The organism is Inquilinus sp. OTU3971, from assembly GCF_038440215.1.
Genome location: NZ_JASATH010000028.1, coordinates 26,637 through 43,124 on the forward strand (window position 1 = coordinate 26,637; position 16,488 = coordinate 43,124).

The window sequence follows — 16,488 nt, forward strand, 5'->3', positions numbered from 1 at the left end:
GAGGCACGGGGCCCTTGGGGGCACGTCAGATTACTTCAGTTGGTCGGCGGTGTAGTAGCCGCTGTCGACCAGCACCTTCTGCACGTTGTCCTTGGTGACCGGGACCGGCGTCAGCAGGTAGGACGGCACCACCTTGACCCCGTTGTTGTAGGTCTTGGTGTCGTTGACCTTCGGCTCGGCGCCGGACATCACGGCGTCGATCATGTCGACGGTGACCTTGGCCAGGTCGCGGGTGTCCTTGAACACGGTCGAGTACTGGTCGCCGGCGAGGATCGACTTGACCGACGGGACCTCGGCGTCCTGGCCGGAGACGAAGGGCAGCGGCCGGTCGCCCGAGCCGTAGCCCACCGCCTTCAGCGAGGCGATGATGCCCATCGACAGGCCGTCATAGGGCGACAGCACGGCGTCGACCTTCTTGTCGCCGTAGTACGCCGACAGCAGGTTGTCCATGCGGGCCTGGGCGGTGGCGGCGTCCCAGCGCAGGATGCCGACCTTGTCCATGCCCATCTGGCCGCTCGGCACCGCGATCTTCTTGCTGTCGATGTAGGGCTGCAGCACCGACATCGCGCCGTCGTAGAAGAAGAAGGCGTTGTTGTCGTCCGGCGAGCCGCCGAACAGCTCGACGTTGAACGGGCCCTTGCCGTCCTTCAGGCCGAGCGCATCGACCAGCGAGCCTGCCTGCAGCACACCCACCTGGAAGTTGTCGAAGGTGGTGTAGTAGTCGACATTCGGCGTGTCGCGGATCAGGCGGTCATAGGCGATGACCTTGATCCCGGCGTCATGCGCCTGCTGCAGCACCGAGGACAGCGTGGTGCCGTCGATCGCGGCGATCACCAGCACCTTGGCGCCCTTGGTGACCATGTTCTCGATCTGCGACAGCTGGGTCGGGATGTCGTCGCCGGCATATTGCAGGTCGGCCTCGTAACCCTTGGCCTGCAGCGACTTGACCATGTTGTCGCCGTCGGCGATCCAGCGCGCCGAGGTCTTGGTCGGCATCGAGACGCCGACGAGGCCCTTCTCGGCGGCCTGCGCCGACAGCGCGAAGGCGGACAGCCCCAGCGCCAGCGCCGTGATGGATGTGATCAGCTTCACCGTTTTCTCCCTCTGCTACACTCTTCTGCGCCCGGGCCGGCCGTTCCGGTGAAATCCCGGCGCGCTGTTGCCGCATGATGGCCCATGATGCCGCCGCAGTCCCGGCCATTCCAGCCGGCCCGTCCGCGGTCACGAACTCCCTGTGAATCCGGCGCCGGCGATCCCGCGAAACGCCGATCGGCGGGCAAACCTCCGCGCGCGCTCCTCGCGGAACGCCGGACAGCCTGCCGCCGATGGATCAAGCCCGACGCCTCGTCGATGTGGTGAAATCCATGTGCTCCTCCCTGTGAACGCGACTGCGACGCCTTGTGGTTGTTGGGGGCCGGCCCTGCCGATCCAATCCTCATACAATTTGGCGTAATCTCTCGCCGAGCCGTCGCGCTGTCAAGCGCCGCCGCGGAAACGAGGCAATCGCTGCATTCTATGGAGCTTTTCAGCAGGCGGCGTTGCCTCTCCCGCTTGCGGGAGAGGTCGGAGACGCGAAGCGGCTCCGGGTGAGGGGGTTTGTCGAGGCCTGGGCCAGCCCTCACCCGGTCTCGCTGCGCGAGCCCGACCTCTCCCGCCACGCGGGAGAGGCAACGCGAAGGGCACCGCCAATTCCATCACAGCCCCCGCTCCTGGCGGGAGGGGTAAGCGCCTTACTTCCGCGGCCGCAGGGTCGGGAACAGGATGACGTCGCGGATCGAGGCGGAGTTGGTGACCAGCATCACCAGCCGGTCGATGCCGACGCCCATGCCGCCGCTCGGCGGCAGGCCGTATTCCAGCGCGGTGACGTAGTCGCGGTCCATCATCTGGGCCTCGTCGTCGCCGGCATCGCGGGCCGCGACCTGGGCGGCGAAGCGCTCATACTGGTCCTGCGGGTCGCTGAGCTCGGAGAAGGCGTTGGCGATCTCCCAGCCATTGGCATAGGTCTCGAACCGCTCGGTCAGGCGCGGGTCGCTGCGATGCGCCTTGGCCAGCGGCGAGATCTCCTTCGGCATGTCGGTGACATGGGTCGGCTGGACCAGCGTGTGCTCGACCGTCTCGCCGAACACCAGCTCCACCACCTGGCCCCAATTCTCCTTGCCGGAGACCTTGAGCTGCAGGCCGCGGGCCGCCTCGCGTGCGGCTTCCGCGCCCTCGATCTGCAGGAAGTCGACGCCGGTCGCCTCCTTCACCAGCTCGGTCATCGGGGCACGGCGGTACTGGCCGCCGAACTCGATCCGGTGCTCGCCGAAGGTCACCGTGGTGCCGCCGGTGGCCGCCTTCGCCGCGGCGGCGAAGATATCCTCGGCCAGCGCCATCATGTCGGTGTAGTCGGCATAGGCCTGGTACAGCTCGAGCATCGTGAACTCCGGGTTGTGCCGGGTCGAGATGCCCTCGTTGCGGAAGTTGCGGTTGATCTCGAACACCCGCTCCGACACGCCGCCGACGATCAGCCGCTTCAGGTACAGCTCCGGCGCGATGCGCAGGTACAGGTCCATGTCGAGCGTGTTGTGATGCGTCACGAACGGCTTGGCCGAGGCACCGCCCAGGATCGGATGCAGCATCGGCGTCTCGACCTCGAGGAAGCCGCGGTCCTGCATCAGCCTGCGGATGTCGGCGACGATCCGGCTGCGGGCGCGGAAGGTCTCGCGGCTCTCCTCGCTCATGATCAGGTCGAGATAGCGCTGGCGGTAGCGGGCCTCGACATCGGTCAGGCCGTGATACTTCTCCGGCAGCGGCAGCAGCGTCTTGGCCAGCAGGGTGACGTGCCGGACGTTGATGGTCAGCTCGCCGCGCTTGGTGCGGCGGATGAAGCCCTCGACGCCGATCAGGTCGCCGATGTCGAGCAGCCCGACCAGCTCCAGCGTCGCCGGGTCAGCATAGTCCTTGTGGCAGAACACCTGGATCTTGCCGCTGACATCGTGCAGGTCGATGAACATGCCGCTGTTGCGGTACGCCCGGATGCGGCCGGCGATGCGGACCACGTCCTCCGGCTTCTCCGCCTCGGCCGGCAGCTCGGCGTAGCGCGCCTGCAGCCCGGCGGCGTCGGCCGTCTTCTCGTAGTGGTAGGGGTAAGGGTCGATCCCCTTCGCCCGCAGCGCCCGCAGTTTCTCCAGCCGCGGCGTCTTCAGCGGGTTGTCGGCATCGTCGTGCGGGGCGCGGACGCTCTCGACGCTGTCGGACATGATCGGGACTCCAGGGCAGGGAACGACAAGACGGACAAACGGGGATCGCGTCCTCTACTCGCCGCACCCCGGGGGTGCAAGCCGGTTCCGCGCATGGCCCCCTTCTTCTTCCCAAGGCAGCGGCCGTTTTCGATATCCGAATGTTCCACACCTGTTTATGAGAAATTGAGTCATACTTTCGTATTGAAGCCGGCATCGCAACCGACCGGCGGCCGTGAGCAGTGAGGACGTTCGAGATGAGAGAGAGCGTATCCCGCGTGGCGATGGCAGCGACCGTCGCCGCGGCCGGTCTGGCAGGCTGTACCGATACCACCCCCTGGGCCTATTCGACTGAACCCGGGGCCACTGCCGAGCGTCCCGCCATGACCAGGACCGAGCCGCAGCCGGTGGCCGTGTCGCCGGCCTACACCGCACCGCAGGTGATCGCGACCACGCCCGCCCGCGTCTCGCCGCCGCCGCCCACCGTGACCTATGCGCCGCCGCGCACCGTTCCGGCCCCGGTGGTCATGGCCCCGCCGCCGCCCCCGGCGGTCGTGGCACCGCGCGTGGTCGCCGCGGCCCCCCCACGCGTGGTGCACCCGGCGCCCGCGCCCGTGATCTCGGTTCCCGCCGCGACCACCGTCTATGTCCCGGCCCGGCCGATGCTGACCGAGAAGAGCGGCCTGATCGACTTCGTGCTGACCGACGGCGCCGGCCGGCCCGACGGCGTGATCCTGAAGGACAAGACCGTGATCCGCTTCGCCCCGGCCTTCGCCCTGGCCATGGACCCCGACCGCAGCCGCCTGGCCCCCGGCCGGCCGATCGTGGTGCGCGGCACCGTCGCCGGGGGTCGCAGGAACCCGGTGCTGGAGGCGGTCGAGATGGGCACCGACATCTACTCGATGGTGACGCTGGGCTACTGACGGACGGTCCATCCGGTGTAGGAAGAACCGCCCGCCGCGACGCACAGGCACGATCCGGCGCGTCGGGGTGTAGACAGAGTCCCGAGACCGCCGAACGGACCGCAGCCCGGATGACCCAGGACCAGATCGCGATCGTCGCCCTGCTGGCCGCGACGCTGGCCTTGTTCGTGTGGAACCGCATCCGCTTCGATCTGGTCGCCGTCGGCGCGCTGCTGGCCGCCGTGCTGCTGGGGCTGGTCAAGGCCGACGATGCCTTCTCCGGCTTCGGCAACCCCGCCGTCGTCACCGTTGCCGCGGTGCTGGTGATCGGCCGGGCCCTGGCCCTGTCCGGCGCGGTCGACCGTATGGTCGCGGCGCTGGCGCGCATCGCCGACGGCCGCTTCGCCCAGATGGTGGTGCTGTGCAGCTTCGGCGCCCTGATCTCGGCCTTCATGAACAATGTCGGGGCGCTGGCGCTGGTGCTGCCGGTGGCGATCCAGGGCGCCCGCAGCGCCGGCTATTCGCCCTCGGCGATCCTGATGCCGCTGTCCTTCGCCACCCTCTTGGGCGGCACCGTCACGCTGATCGGCACGCCGCCGAACCTGCTGATCTCGGCCTTCCGCGAGAAGGCGGTGGGCGAGCCGTTCCACCTGTTCGACTTCGCCCCGGTCGGCCTGGCGCTGACCGTCGCCGGCCTGGCCTACATGCTGCTGATCGGCTGGCGGCTGATCCCGTCCAGCCGCCGTGGCCAAAGGGCGGAGGAGGAGAGCTTCGAGATCAGCCGCTACGCCACCGAGGTCGAGGTCACCCCGAAGTCGAAGATGGCCGGGCGCTCGGTGATGGCCTTCGAGGAGGCGCAGAAGGGACGGATCGTCGTGCTCGGCATCGTCCGCGGCAAACGCCGCATCGCCGGGCTGATAAGGCTGGAGCATCTGGTGCCCGGCGACCTGCTGATGGTGCAGGCCGACACCCAGGCGCTGGAGCAGGCGCTGGGCGATGGCGACATCACCCTGGCGGCCGAGCGCCCGCCCGAGGCCGGCGGCCTGCGCGACCTGGTGACGTCCGAGGCGGTGGTGCCGGCCAATGCCTGGATCCGCGGGGCCAGCCCGGCCGATCTCGAGCTGCGCCGCCGCCATGGGGTCAACATGCTGGCAGTGTCGCGGCACGGCCATCCGGTGAGGCAGCGGCTGCGTGACATCGCGATCGAGCCCGGCGACGTGCTGCTGCTGCAGGGCGACGCCGACACCCTGCCGGACACGCTGCAGGCGCTGGGCTGCCTGCCGCTGGCCCAGCGCCGCCTGAGCCTGCGCAGCCGCAACCTGTGGCTGCCGCTGGCCCTGTTCGTCGCCGCCATCGCCGCCACCGCGACCGGCTACCTCCCGGCCACCATCGCCTTCGCCCTGGCGGTGATGGGCATGCTGGCCGCCCGCGCCATCCCGCTGCGCGACCTGTACACCGCCATCGACTGGCCGGTGATCGTGCTGCTGGGCGCCATGATACCGGTCGGCGGCGCGCTGGAGACCACGGGCACGGCGCAGCTGCTGGCCGACGGCATCGCCGCCGTGGCGCAGGACATACCGCCGCATCTGGTCCTGGCCGTGGTGCTGGCCGCAACCATGGCCGTCACCCCGATGCTGAACAACGCCGCGACCGTGGTGATCATGGCGCCGATCGTGATCGGCATCGCCCAGCAGCTCGGCCTCAGCCCCGACCCGTTCCTGATCGCGGTGGCGATCGGCGCCAGCTGCGACTTCCTGACCCCGTTCGGCCACCAGAACAACACCCTCATCATGGGGCCGGGCGGCTATGAGGTGTCGGATTTCTGGCGCGTCGGCCTGCCGCTCGACGCCATCATCATCGTCGTCTCGGTCCTCTTGATCCCGATCATCTGGCCCTTCACCGCGTGACCCCACCTGTGATTCCGACCTTGGCCCCTCTGCCGATCGACACGGCCCTGCCGCCGCTGCGCGCCGCGCTGGCCGAGCACGGCCGCGCCGTACTGCAGGCGCCGCCCGGCGCCGGCAAGACCACGCGGGTGCCGCTGGCGCTGCTGGACCAGCCCTGGCTGGGCGGCGGCAGGATCATCATGCTGGAACCGCGGCGGATCGCGGCCCGTGCCGCCGCCGGCCACATGGCGTCGCTGCTGCACGAACGGGTCGGCGACACGGTCGGCTACCGCATCCGGATGGACCGCAAGGTCGGCCCGAACACACGGATCGAGGTGGTGACCGAGGGCATCCTGACCCGGATGCTGCAGGACGACCCGGCGCTGGAAGGCGTCGGCGCCGTGATCTTCGACGAGTTCCACGAGCGCAGCCTGAACGCCGATCTCGGCCTGGCCCTGGCGCTGGAGACGGCGGTGCTGCGCGACGACCTGCGCCTGCTGGTGATGTCGGCGACGCTGGATGGCGGGCCGGTGGCGCGCCTGCTGGGCGATGCGCCGGTCGTCACCTCGGAGGGCCGGGCCTGGCCGGTGGAGACGCATCACCGCCCGCCCCGTCCCGGCGAGGCGATCGAGGATGCCGTCGCCCGGGCGGTGCGCGACGCGCTGGCGGAGGAGACCGGCAGCCTGCTGGTGTTCCTGCCCGGCGCGCGCGAGATCCGGCGGGTGCAGGCGAAGCTGGCCGGCCTCGGCGACGGCGTGGCCGTGGCCCCGCTCTACGGCGACCTGCCGGCGGCGGCGCAGGACCAGGCGATCCGCCCGGCGCCGGTGGGGACGCGCAAGGTGGTGCTGGCCACCAACATCGCCGAGACCAGCCTGACCATCGAGGGCGTGCGTGTGGTGATCGACAGCGGCCTGGCCCGGGCGCCGCGCTTCGACCCGCGCACCGGCATGAGCCGGCTGGAGACGGTGACCATCGCCCGCGCTGCCGCCGACCAGCGCCGCGGCCGCGCCGGGCGGACCGGGTCCGGCGTGTGCTGGCGCCTGTGGGCCAGGGCCGGCGAGGGCGCCATGGCGCCGTTCGACCCGCCCGAGATCCTGGTCGCCGACCTGGCGCCGCTGGCGCTGGAGCTGGCGCTGTGGGGTGTGGGCGAGGACGGGGGCGACCTGGCCTGGCTCGACCCGCCGCCGGCCGCGGCACTGGCCCAGGCGCGGACGCTGCTGGCCGATCTCGGCGCCATCGATCCGGATGGCCGCCCCACCGCGCATGGTAAGGCGATGGCCCGGCTGCCGCTGCATCCGCGCCTGGCCCACATGGTGCTGCGCGCCAAGGCCGATGGGATCGGCGGCACGGCGGCGGAGCTGGCGGCGATCCTGGAAGGCCGCCGCCCCTCGCCGGAGACCGATCTGCGCGCCTCGATCGAGGCGCTGCATCGCGACCGCGGCGACCCGGCGGTCGCCCGGCTGCGCGAGGCGGCGCGTGACATCGCCCGGCGCTTCGGCCTCGGCCCCGGCGGCGGAGCGGGGAATGCCGGCGCCCTGCTGGCCCTGGCCTATCCCGACCGCGTCGCCCGGCGCCGCCCCGGCGGGCGCGGCAGCTTCCTGCTGGCCAATGGCCGCGGCGCGGCGCTGCGCGAGAGCGACCCGCTGGCCGGTGCCGACTACCTCGCCGTGGCCGAGACCGACGATGCCGGGCGCGAGGCCCGCATCCTCGCAGCGGCGCCGCTGGACGAGGCGACGCTGGAGGCGGTGCTGGGCGACCGCATCGCCTGGGTCGAGACGGTCGCCTGGGACGCGGCCGAGCAGGCGGTGGCCGCCCGCCGCCAGCGCCGGCTGGGCGCGCTGGTGCTGGCCGACGCGGCGCTGCCGAACCCGGACCCCGCTTCCGTCGCGGCGGCGCTGCTGGACGGGGTGCGGCGGCTGGGTCTCGACGCCCTGCCCTGGCGCGATGGTGCGGTGGCGCTGCGCCGGCGCGTCGGCTTCGCCCGGGCGCTGGAGGGCGAGGCCTGGCCCGACTGGTCGGATGCGGTGCTGACCGGGACGCTGGAGGACTGGCTGGGGCTGCATCTCGGCGGGATGCGGCGGCGCAGCGATCTCGACCGGCTGGACCTGGCGCAGATCCTGTCCACCGCGCTGGGCTGGGAGCGGCAGCGCGCGCTGGACACGCTGGCGCCGGCCACGATCCCGATTCCCAGCGGCCGCCGCGCGGCGCTGGACTATGCCGACCCGGCCCAACCGGTGCTGGCGGTCAAGCTGCAGGAGATGTTCGGCCAGGCCGAGACGCCGCGCGTCGGCAACGGCCGGGTGCCGGTGGCGATCCACCTGCTGTCCCCGGCCGGGCGGCCGCTGCAGGTGACCCGCGACCTCGCCGGCTTCTGGGCCGGCAGCTATGCCGAGGTGCGCAAGGACATGCGCGGCCGCTATCCCCGCCACCCCTGGCCGGACGACCCGCTGGCCGCCCCCGCCACCGCACGGGCCAAGCCGCGCGGGACCTGAGGCCGGCGCCTATACCCGCCCCATCAGGACCAGGATCAACAGGACGACGACGATCACGCCCAGCAAGCCACTCGGCCCATAGCCCCAGCCGCTGCTGTACGGCCAGGACGGAAAGGCGCCGATCAAGAGGACGATCAGGATGATCAGCAGGATGGTTCCGATACCCATGACGGCACCTCGCCGTTGTTCGCGCTGATTCCCTCAATACGAGTTGGGAAATTTCAGTTCCGGCCGGCCGGGCCGCTCAGTCGCGCTTGGACTGCAGCGCCAGCGCGCCGATCACCGCCGCCAGGGCCAGCCCGGCGGCAAAGCCGATGCCCATGCCCCACAGCCCGATGCTGCCGCTGCCGAGGAGGTGGCCGGCCACGGCGCCGACGAGCGCCAGGATGAAAGGTAGGAAGCAGCCGATCAGAACCATCGCGTCATCCCCATCGCCCCCTGCATTCCTTAGAACCCAGTTGCGACCATTCGTCGAGCCTGGATCCCTTGCGCGCCCCGCCGGGCTCGGCCACAAGAACGGGACCTCCCGACACGGCGGCGACCATGGCCACGCCACAGGCCGAAGACGTGACGATCTCCCCGCCCCCACGCGGCCTGCGCCGGCAGCTGCTGCGCCTGCATCTGTGGACCCGGCTGCGCAGCGCCGTGCGCGCCAACGAGGTCGCCCTGCCGCTGCTGGCGGTGGCGATCGGCGTCATCGTCGGCCTCGGCGTCGTCGCCCTGCGTTGGGCGCTGCAGATCATGCACGAGCTGCTGTTCGCCCTGCCGAGCGGCCAGCGCCTGAGCGCCAGCATCGACACCAGCCCGCTGCTGACCGTGCTGGTGCCGGTGCTGGGCGGCCTGGCCTTCGGCGGGGTGATGTGGGCGATCAGCCGCTGGCGCCCGCGGCCGCCGGTCGACCCGATCGAGGCCAACGCCTTGTATGGCGGCCGGATGTCGCTGCGCGACGGTTTCGTCGTCGCCGGCGCCACGCTGATGTCGAGCGGGGTCGGCGCCTCGGTCGGCATGGAGGCCGGCTACACCCAGATCGGCGGCGGCTTAGCCTCGCGTATCGGCCAGATCTTCCGGCTGCGCCGGGCCGATCTGCGCACCATCGTCGGCTGCGGCGCGGCGGCCGCGATCGCCGCCGCCTTCGATGCGCCGCTGGCCGGCACCTTCTATGCCTTCGAGCTGATCATGGGCGCCTACACCGCGGCGACGCTGGCGCCGGTGGTGGCGGCGGCGCTGGCGGCCACGGCGGTCGAGCGGGTGCTGCTGGACGAGGGTCCGTTCCTGACGGTGACCTGGACCACCGGCCTGCACGCCGCCGACTATGCCCTCTTCGTCCTGATCGGCCTGGCCTGCGCCGGCCTGGGCATCCTGATGATGCAGGGCGTCACCTGGACCGAGCGGGCGATGCGCCGGCTGGCCCTGCCGCAGATCCTGCGCCCTGCCGTGGGCGGGCTGATCGTCGGGCTGATGGCGCTGCGCTTCCCGGAGGTGCTGAGCTCCGGCCATGGGGCGCTCTATGCCGACCTCACCCTGGCGCCGCCCCTGACCGCGCTGGTCCTGCTGCTGGTGGCCAAGACCGCCGCGGCGGCAATCTCGCTCGGCGCCGGCTTCCGCGGCGGCCTGTTCTTCACCTCGCTGCTGACCGGCGCGCTGTTCGGCGGCATCCTGGCCCAGCTGACGGCGCTGGCCCTGCCCGGCCATCCGGTCGAGCACCTCGCCTATTCCCTGGTCGGCATGGCCTCGATGGCCGCCGCGGTGATCGGCGGGCCGCTGACCATGACGTTCCTGGCGCTGGAGCTGAGCGGCGACTTCTCCGTCACCATCGGCGTCATGGTCGGGGTGGTGGTCGCGGCCGCGGTGGTGCGGCACCTGTTCGGCTATTCCTTCGCCACCTGGCGCTTCCACCTGCGCGGCGAGGCGATCCGCGGCGCCCAGGATGTCGGCTGGATCCGCGACCTGACCGTCGCCCGGCTGATGCGCCGCGACGCCCGCAGCGTGCCGGACACGACGACGGTGGCCGATTTCCGCCGGCAATTCCCGGTCGGGTCGACCCAACGCGTCTTCGTCACCGATTCCGCCGGCCGCGCCGCCGGGGTGGTGCAGGTGTCGGACGCGCACAATGCCGACCACGACGCCGAGGCGGAGACGACCGAGATCGGCACGCTGCGCCACGCCGCCGCCTACATCCTGCTGCCCGGCCAGACCATCCGCACCGCGCTGGAGCTGTTCCAGGCGGCGGAGACCGAGACCCTGCCGGTGGTCAGCGACGCCCAGGAGCGGCGGATCATCGGCTATGTCAGCGAGGCCTACGCCCTGCGCCGCTACAGCGAGGAGCTGGAGCGGCGCCGCGCCGAGGATGTCGGCGAGCGCTGGTTCCGCTCGACCGAGTGAGGGCTCAGGGCAATTCCTTGGCGGAGTGCGGGTCGATCGAATACGGAAAAGTCTCGGCCAGGAAGTTCGGCTGCGACCGCACCCGGTCGATCCAGGCCGTCACGTTCGGGAAATCGGCCAGCGGCAGCTCCGCCTCCTCCGCCCGGTGGACATAGGCGAAGACGGCGATGTCGGCGACGCTGTAGGCCGGCCCGGCCAGCCAGGCGCGCTGCGACAGCTCGCGGTCCAGGATCGCCAGCGTCTTCAGCGAACCCTCGCGCTTGGCCTCGACCAGCGCGGCCGGGCGGCGCCCCACCTTGCCGGTCATGACCCAGTGCCGCAGCGTCGCGATGGTGGACTGGACGTAGTCGCCCTCGAAGGACAGCCATTGCAGCACCTTGGCCCGGGCGAAGCGGTCCTCCGGCAGGTAGGGCGTGCCCTCGGCCAGGAAGACCAGGATGGCGTTGGACTCGGCGATCACCCGGCCGTCGTCCAGCTTGATCGCCGGCACCGCGCCGGTCGGGTTGACCGCCAGGTACTCGGGCCGCTGGCCTTCGCCCTCGAAGATGCTGATGATCTCGGTGCGGTAAGGCCGCTGCAGATGCGACAGCAGCAGCCGGACCTTGTAGGCGTTCTGCGACGGCAGGTAGTCGTAGAGGGTGATCATGGGCAGCCTTGGGCCTGAGCGGTGATAATCCAGTGTCTCGCTACCCGGCCGTGCGCAACACTCCGCTTCTTGCGCCCAATTTGACCGCAAGGGATGGAATACGTCGAGCAAAACGGTCCTGTAGATCCGTGCAAACCCTTTCCGTCATCCCCGCGAAAGCGGGGATCTCGTGGCCACCCAACGGAAAGAGATTCCCGCTTTCGCGGGAATGACGTTGATTGATGGTGTTGAGGGAGCCGGAGCATGACGGCCGATCTGTTCGACAACCTTCCCGGCCCGGGGCCGGATGAGGAGACCTTGGCCGAGGGCGCGGTGCTGCTGCGCGGCTTCGCCCGCGACCGGGCCGAGGCGCTGGTCGCGGCGGTGCGGGCGGTCGAGGCCGCGGCGCCGTTCCGCCACCTGGTTACGCCCGGCGGCTACCGCATGTCGGTGGCGATGACCAATTGCGGCCGGGTCGGCTGGGTCAGCGACCGCAGCGGCTATCGCTACGACCCCGAAGACCCGATCGCCGGCCGCCCCTGGCCGGCGATGCCGCCGGTCTTCGCCGCGCTGGCCGAAGCCGCCTCGATCAAGGCCGGCTTTGGCCCCTTCGTGCCCGACGCCTGCCTGATCAACCGCTACGAGCCCGGCTCGCGCCTGTCGTTGCACCAGGACCGTGACGAGCGCGACACCGGCGCGCCGATCGTCTCGGTCTCGCTGGGCCTGCCCGCGACCTTCCTGTTCGGCGGGCTGCAGCGTGGCGACCCGACCCGCCGGGTGCGGGTGGAGCATGGTGATGTCGCGGTCTGGGGCGGCCCGGCGCGGCTGGCCTTCCACGGCATCGCCCCGCTGCCGGACGGCAGCCATGCGATTCTGGGCCGGCAGCGGATAAACCTGACCTTTCGGAAGGCCCTCTGATGCCGCTATGAAAGCCGGGTCGGTTGGGACGGGAGCACGTCGCAAGATGCTTCAGGGCAAGGTCATTCTGGTCACCGGATCCTCCTCCGGCATCGGCCTGGCGATCGCCTGGGCGGCGCAGGCCGAAGGCGCCACCGTGGTGCTGCACGGCATCGAGACCGAGGCGCTGGCCCAGGCCGCGGTGGATCTCGGCGGCACCGCCTCGGTGCTGGCCGATTTGACCGTGCCCGATGCGGCGGCGACCATCATCGACACCGTCCTGCGCACCTATGGCCGGATCGACGGGCTGGTGAACAACGCCGCGTCCCTGGCCCGCACGACGCTGGAGCAGGCCGACGAGGCCGCCTTCGACGCCATCTTCGCCGTCAACGCCCGCGCGCCGCTGCTGCTGTGCCGCGAGGCGGTGCGCGCCTTCCGCGCCCAGGGCAGCGGCGGCGCCATCGTCAATATCGGCTCGGTCAACGCCCTGTGCGGCCAGGACAACCTGCTGGTCTATTCGATGTCCAAGGCGGCGCTGATGACCATGACGCGCAACCTGGGCGACGGGCTGTCGGCCGAGCGCATCCGGGTCAACCAGCTGAATGTCGGCTGGACCCTGACCGAGACCGAGCGCGCGATCCAGCGCCGCGAGGGCCGGCCCGACGACTGGGCCGAGCACATCCCGCCGGCCCTGGCCCCCACGGGGCGCATCCTGCGGCCGGAGGAGGTGGCGCAGCATGCGGTGTTCTGGCTGTCCGACCGGTCGGCGCCGGTCACCGGCCAAGTGTACGAGGTCGAGCAGTATCCGATGGTCGGCCGCAACAAGATCAACACGCGATGAGGGGCTGGAGACGATGAAGGAGACCTGGCGCTGGTTCGGCCCGAACGACCCGGTGACGCTGGACCATGTCAAGCAGGCGGGGGCCAGCGGCATCGTCACCGCCCTGCACCACCGCCAGGACGGCAGCGTCTGGCCGGAGGCGGAGATCGCCGAGCGCCGCGCGGTGATCGAGGGCGCGGGCCTGGCCTGGTCGGTGGTCGAGAGCATCCCCCTGCCCGACGCGGTCAAGACCGGCGGTGCCGGCGCGGCCGAGGCCATCGCCACCTTCGCCCAGTCACTGCGCAACGTCGCCACGGCCGGGGTGACGACCATCTGCTACAACTTCATGCCGGTGGTCGACTGGACCCGCACCAACCTGCTGTGGCGGCTGCCCACCACCGGCTATGCCCTGCGCTTCGACGCGGTCGACATGGCCGCCTATGACACCTTCATCCTGAAGCGGAAAGGGGCCGAGGCCGACCACCGGCCGGAGGTGCTGGCCCGCGCCCGCGACCGTGTCGCGGCGATGAGCGAGAGCGAGCAGGCCGAGCTGGAGAAGACCATCATCGCCGGCCTGCCGGGCGTGGCCGGCGCGGTCAACGACCGGGCTGGGTTCGAGCGCCGCCTCGCCCTCTATGACGGCCTCACCGCCGACGATTTCCGGGCGAACTACAAGGCCTTCCTGGCCGCCGTCGTGCCGGTGGCGGAGGAGGTGGGCGCCCGCCTGGCGGTCCACCCGGACGACCCGCCCTTCCCGCTGTTCGGGCTGCCGCGCATCGTCTCCACCCCCGCCGATGCCCGTGCCGTCCTGGCCATGGTCGACCGCCCGGCGAACGGGCTGACGCTCTGCGTCGGCTCCTACGGCTCGCGCGCCGACAACGACCTGGCGGCGATGGCGCGGGAGTTCGCGCCGCGCATCCACTTCGCCCATCTGCGCAACGTCACGGTCGAGCCTGACGGCTCCTTCTTCGAGGACGAGCATCTCGAGGGCGGCGCCGACATGGTGGCGGTGATCGACGCGCTGATGGCGGAGGAGCGGTCGCGCAAGGCCGCCGGGCGGACGGATTGGGAGATCCCGATGCGGCCCGACCACGGCCATCTGCTGGCCGATGACGTGCACAAGAAGACCAACCCCGGCTATTCCCTGATCGGCCGGCTGAAGGGGCTGGCGGAGCTGCGCGGGGTGGCCCGGGCGATCGGCCAGCTGCGCGGCGCGGCATGACCGACACCGTCGATGCCGTCGTCGTCGGCGCCGGGGTGGTCGGCCTGGCCGTCGCCCGGGCGCTGGCCCTGGCCGGGCAGGAGGTGATCATCCTGGAGGCGGCGGATGCCTTCGGCACCGAGACCTCGGCCCGCAACAGCGAGGTGATCCACGCCGGCATCTACTACCCGCAGGGCAGCCTGAAGGCCCGGCACTGCGTCGCCGGCCGGCGGGCTCTCTACCGCTATTGCGAGGAGCACGGTGTCACCGCGAAGCGCTGCGGCAAGCTGATCGTCGCCACCGACGAGCAGGAAGCCGCGACGCTGGTCCGGATCGAAGCCGCGGCCCGGACCAACGGCCTGACCGGCGAGGACGACGCGCTGCGGCCGCTGACCGCCGACGAGGCGCATGCGCTGGAGCCGGAGATCGCCTGCACCGCGGCGCTGTTCTCGCCCTCCACCGGCATCGTCGACAGCCACGGCTTTATGCTGGCGCTGCTGGGCGACGCCGAGGCCCGCGGCGCGATGATCGCCTATCACAGCCGGCTGGAATCAGCCGCGGTCACGCCCGAGGGGCTGCATCTGCAGGTCGCCACCGAGGAGGGCGGCATGGAGCTGGTGGCCCGCCGGGTGGTGAACTCGGCCGGCCTGTCGGCGCCCGCCATCGCCCGCCGCATCGCCGGGGTGCCCGAGGCATCGGTGCCGCAGCCCTTCCTGGCCAAGGGCAACTATTTCGGCCTGTCCGGCCGGCCGCCCTTCCGCCACCTGATCTATCCGGTGCCGGTGCCCGGCGGCCTCGGCACCCATGCCACGATCGACCTGGGCGGCCGGGTGCGCTTCGGCCCCGATGTCGAATGGGTCGACACGCTGGACTATCGGGTCGACCCGGCGCGGGCCGAAAGCTTCTACGCCGCCATCCGCCGCTACTGGCCGGCGTTGCCGGACGGGGCCTTGCTGCCGGATTATTCCGGCATCCGCCCGAAGATCACCCCGCCCGGCGCCGCCGCCGCGGATTTCGTGATCCAGGGGCCGGAGGGGCATGGCGTGCCCGGCCTGGTCAACCTGTTCGGCATCGAAAGCCCGGGCCTGACCTCCAGCCTGTCGATCGCCGATGAGGTGGTGCAGCGGCTGGGGCTGGCCGCCTAAGCCGCCCGTGCCGCCTTCTGGAATCGCGCCGGGGTGACCCCGTAGGCGCCCTTGAAGCGGCGGGTCAGATGGGCCTGGTCGGTGAAGCCGGTGGCCGCCGCCACCTGGGCCGGGGCCTCGCCTGCCGCCAGCATCCGCTTGGCCCGCTCCAGCCGGATCCAGCGCAGATAGGTCGCCGGTGCCGCGCCATAGCGGCGGGTGAAGGCGCGGGACATGTGGAAGCGGCTGAGCCCCGCCACGGCGGCGAGGTCGTCGGCGGTGACGTCGTCGCCGAGATGGGCGTGCAGATGGTCGCGCACCCGCGCCAGCGCCGCATCGGCGGGCCGGGACAGATCCGGCGCCGGCGCTCCGGCCTGGCGATGGGCCAGCCCCACCACCATCGCCGCCAGCGCCTCGGACCGCGCCAGCGTCGCGCCCGGCTCGGCGAAAGCGTCGACGGTGCGGGCGATCAGCGCCGCGAGGACCGGGTCCTCGGACAGGATGTCGGGGAAGGCCAGGGCCCAGGGCGGGAGGATGCCGGCGTCGTCGAGCACGGCCGCGACCGTCTCCGGCGCCACATAGAGCATCCGGTACAGGAAGCCCTCGGCATTGGTCGCGTGCCCGTCATGGATCTCGGCCGGGTTGAAGGTGATGACCGATCCCGGCCGGGTGCGATGCGTGCCGCCGCGGCAGAAGAAGCTCTGCGATCCCGCCTCGGTCAGGCCGATGGCATAGGTCTCGTGCGCGTGCCGCTCATAGCAATGGGCGGTGAAATGGGCGCGGAACCGCTCGACGCCGAAGCGCCGGTCCAGCCCGACCGTGACCCATTCGCCGCTGTCCATGGCCACATGTTAGGCCGCGCCGGGGGCCACCGCCACAGCACGATCGTACAAGCCGGGCGGCGGCTTGATTCATAGCCTGGGCATCGAATTTTGAGT

At 71.3% G+C, this 16,488-nt stretch carries 14 protein-coding genes; 8 read left to right on the forward strand and 6 right to left on the reverse strand.

Annotation, left to right across the window (positions count from 1 at the left end; all coding sequences use genetic code 11):
* Positions 1 to 30: 30 nt before the first annotated feature.
* Both chvE and lysS read right to left on the reverse strand, forming a co-directional pair.
* On the reverse strand, positions 31 to 1,092 hold the full coding sequence (gene chvE / locus AAHM41_RS09825; RefSeq protein ID WP_342236351.1) for a multiple monosaccharide ABC transporter substrate-binding protein: 1,062 nt from the start codon (positions 1,090 to 1,092) through the stop codon (positions 31 to 33).
* A gap of 638 nt (positions 1,093 to 1,730) precedes the next feature.
* Positions 1,731 to 3,242: a lysine--tRNA ligase gene (gene lysS / locus AAHM41_RS09830; RefSeq protein WP_342236352.1), complete on the reverse strand. Its 1,512-nt coding sequence runs from the start codon at positions 3,240 to 3,242 to the stop codon at positions 1,731 to 1,733.
* 362 nt (positions 3,243 to 3,604) lie between these two features.
* On the opposite strand from lysS, the gene AAHM41_RS09835 reads away from it, so the two are divergent.
* The 3 genes from AAHM41_RS09835 (at position 3,605) to hrpB (ending at position 8,501) form a co-directional block, all read left to right on the forward strand.
* Positions 3,605 to 4,144 (forward strand): hypothetical protein, encoded by a 540-nt coding sequence (locus tag AAHM41_RS09835; protein ID WP_342236353.1) that lies wholly within the window; start codon positions 3,605 to 3,607, stop codon positions 4,142 to 4,144.
* A gap of 110 nt (positions 4,145 to 4,254) precedes the next feature.
* Positions 4,255 to 6,030 carry an SLC13 family permease gene (locus AAHM41_RS09840; RefSeq protein ID WP_342236354.1) on the forward strand — a complete coding sequence of 592 codons (1,776 nt, stop codon included), beginning with the start codon at positions 4,255 to 4,257 and terminating at the stop codon, positions 6,028 to 6,030.
* A 20-nt stretch (positions 6,031 to 6,050) separates the two neighbouring features.
* Complete coding sequence (gene hrpB / locus AAHM41_RS09845) at positions 6,051 to 8,501, forward strand: ATP-dependent helicase HrpB (protein WP_342236355.1); 2,451 nt, start codon at positions 6,051 to 6,053, stop codon at positions 8,499 to 8,501.
* A 9-nt stretch (positions 8,502 to 8,510) separates the two neighbouring features.
* On the opposite strand, the gene AAHM41_RS09850 is transcribed toward hrpB, so the two are convergent.
* Together AAHM41_RS09850 and AAHM41_RS09855 are read right to left on the reverse strand one after the other, a co-directional pair.
* On the reverse strand, positions 8,511 to 8,669 hold the full coding sequence (locus AAHM41_RS09850) for a DUF3309 family protein (protein WP_342236356.1): 159 nt from the start codon (positions 8,667 to 8,669) through the stop codon (positions 8,511 to 8,513).
* Positions 8,670 to 8,745: 76 nt separating this feature from the next.
* Complete coding sequence (locus tag AAHM41_RS09855) at positions 8,746 to 8,919, reverse strand: hypothetical protein (protein ID WP_342236357.1); 174 nt, start codon at positions 8,917 to 8,919, stop codon at positions 8,746 to 8,748.
* 125 nt (positions 8,920 to 9,044) lie between these two features.
* Between AAHM41_RS09855 and AAHM41_RS09860 the strand changes: the two genes are divergently transcribed.
* Positions 9,045 to 10,883 carry a chloride channel protein gene (locus tag AAHM41_RS09860; protein ID WP_342236358.1) on the forward strand — a complete coding sequence of 613 codons (1,839 nt, stop codon included), beginning with the start codon at positions 9,045 to 9,047 and terminating at the stop codon, positions 10,881 to 10,883.
* 4 nt (positions 10,884 to 10,887) lie between these two features.
* Here AAHM41_RS09860 and AAHM41_RS09865 read toward each other — a convergent pair whose 3' ends face one another.
* Positions 10,888 to 11,529 carry a glutathione S-transferase family protein gene (locus AAHM41_RS09865; RefSeq protein ID WP_342236359.1) on the reverse strand — a complete coding sequence of 214 codons (642 nt, stop codon included), beginning with the start codon at positions 11,527 to 11,529 and terminating at the stop codon, positions 10,888 to 10,890.
* Between the two features lie 243 nt (positions 11,530 to 11,772).
* Between AAHM41_RS09865 and alkB the strand changes: the two genes are divergently transcribed.
* From alkB to AAHM41_RS09885, 4 genes are read left to right on the forward strand one after another with little or no spacing between them, the layout of a single operon-like run.
* A complete protein-coding gene (alkB, locus tag AAHM41_RS09870; RefSeq protein WP_342236360.1) occupies positions 11,773 to 12,426 on the forward strand; it encodes a DNA oxidative demethylase AlkB in 654 nt (217 codons plus the stop codon).
* Between the two features lie 46 nt (positions 12,427 to 12,472).
* The gene (locus AAHM41_RS09875) at positions 12,473 to 13,246 is read left to right on the forward strand and encodes an SDR family oxidoreductase (RefSeq protein WP_342236361.1); all 774 of its coding nucleotides are present in this window, start codon (positions 12,473 to 12,475) and stop codon (positions 13,244 to 13,246) included.
* A gap of 13 nt (positions 13,247 to 13,259) precedes the next feature.
* Complete coding sequence (gene uxuA / locus AAHM41_RS09880) at positions 13,260 to 14,447, forward strand: mannonate dehydratase (protein ID WP_342236362.1); 1,188 nt, start codon at positions 13,260 to 13,262, stop codon at positions 14,445 to 14,447.
* Positions 14,444 to 15,571 carry an NAD(P)/FAD-dependent oxidoreductase gene (locus tag AAHM41_RS09885; protein ID WP_342236363.1) on the forward strand — a complete coding sequence of 376 codons (1,128 nt, stop codon included), beginning with the start codon at positions 14,444 to 14,446 and terminating at the stop codon, positions 15,569 to 15,571. Before uxuA ends, AAHM41_RS09885 begins: the two co-directional genes overlap by 4 nt.
* On the opposite strand, the gene AAHM41_RS09890 is transcribed toward AAHM41_RS09885, so the two are convergent.
* Positions 15,568 to 16,392, reverse strand: coding sequence for an AraC family transcriptional regulator (locus AAHM41_RS09890; protein ID WP_342236364.1), 825 nt, complete (start codon positions 16,390 to 16,392; stop codon positions 15,568 to 15,570). The two genes, AAHM41_RS09885 and AAHM41_RS09890, sit on opposite strands and share 4 nt — an antisense overlap.
* Positions 16,393 to 16,488: the final 96 nt, after the last annotated feature.

Coding starts and splice junctions, on each gene's coding strand:
- AAHM41_RS09885 (WP_342236363.1), top strand. CDS start 14,444: ATGACCGACACCGTCGATGCCGTCGTCGTCGGCGCCGGGGTGGTCGGC.
- AAHM41_RS09855 (WP_342236357.1), bottom strand. CDS start 8,919: ATGGTTCTGATCGGCTGCTTCCTACCTTTCATCCTGGCGCTCGTCGGC.
- AAHM41_RS09835 (WP_342236353.1), top strand. CDS start 3,605: ATGACCAGGACCGAGCCGCAGCCGGTGGCCGTGTCGCCGGCCTACACC.
- alkB (WP_342236360.1), top strand. CDS start 11,773: ATGACGGCCGATCTGTTCGACAACCTTCCCGGCCCGGGGCCGGATGAG.
- lysS (WP_342236352.1), bottom strand. CDS start 3,242: ATGTCCGACAGCGTCGAGAGCGTCCGCGCCCCGCACGACGATGCCGAC.
- AAHM41_RS09860 (WP_342236358.1), top strand. CDS start 9,045: ATGGCCACGCCACAGGCCGAAGACGTGACGATCTCCCCGCCCCCACGC.
- AAHM41_RS09840 (WP_342236354.1), top strand. CDS start 4,255: ATGACCCAGGACCAGATCGCGATCGTCGCCCTGCTGGCCGCGACGCTG.
- uxuA (WP_342236362.1), top strand. CDS start 13,260: ATGAAGGAGACCTGGCGCTGGTTCGGCCCGAACGACCCGGTGACGCTG.
- AAHM41_RS09875 (WP_342236361.1), top strand. CDS start 12,473: ATGCTTCAGGGCAAGGTCATTCTGGTCACCGGATCCTCCTCCGGCATC.
- AAHM41_RS09865 (WP_342236359.1), bottom strand. CDS start 11,529: ATGATCACCCTCTACGACTACCTGCCGTCGCAGAACGCCTACAAGGTC.
- AAHM41_RS09850 (WP_342236356.1), bottom strand. CDS start 8,669: ATGGGTATCGGAACCATCCTGCTGATCATCCTGATCGTCCTCTTGATC.
- AAHM41_RS09890 (WP_342236364.1), bottom strand. CDS start 16,392: ATGGACAGCGGCGAATGGGTCACGGTCGGGCTGGACCGGCGCTTCGGC.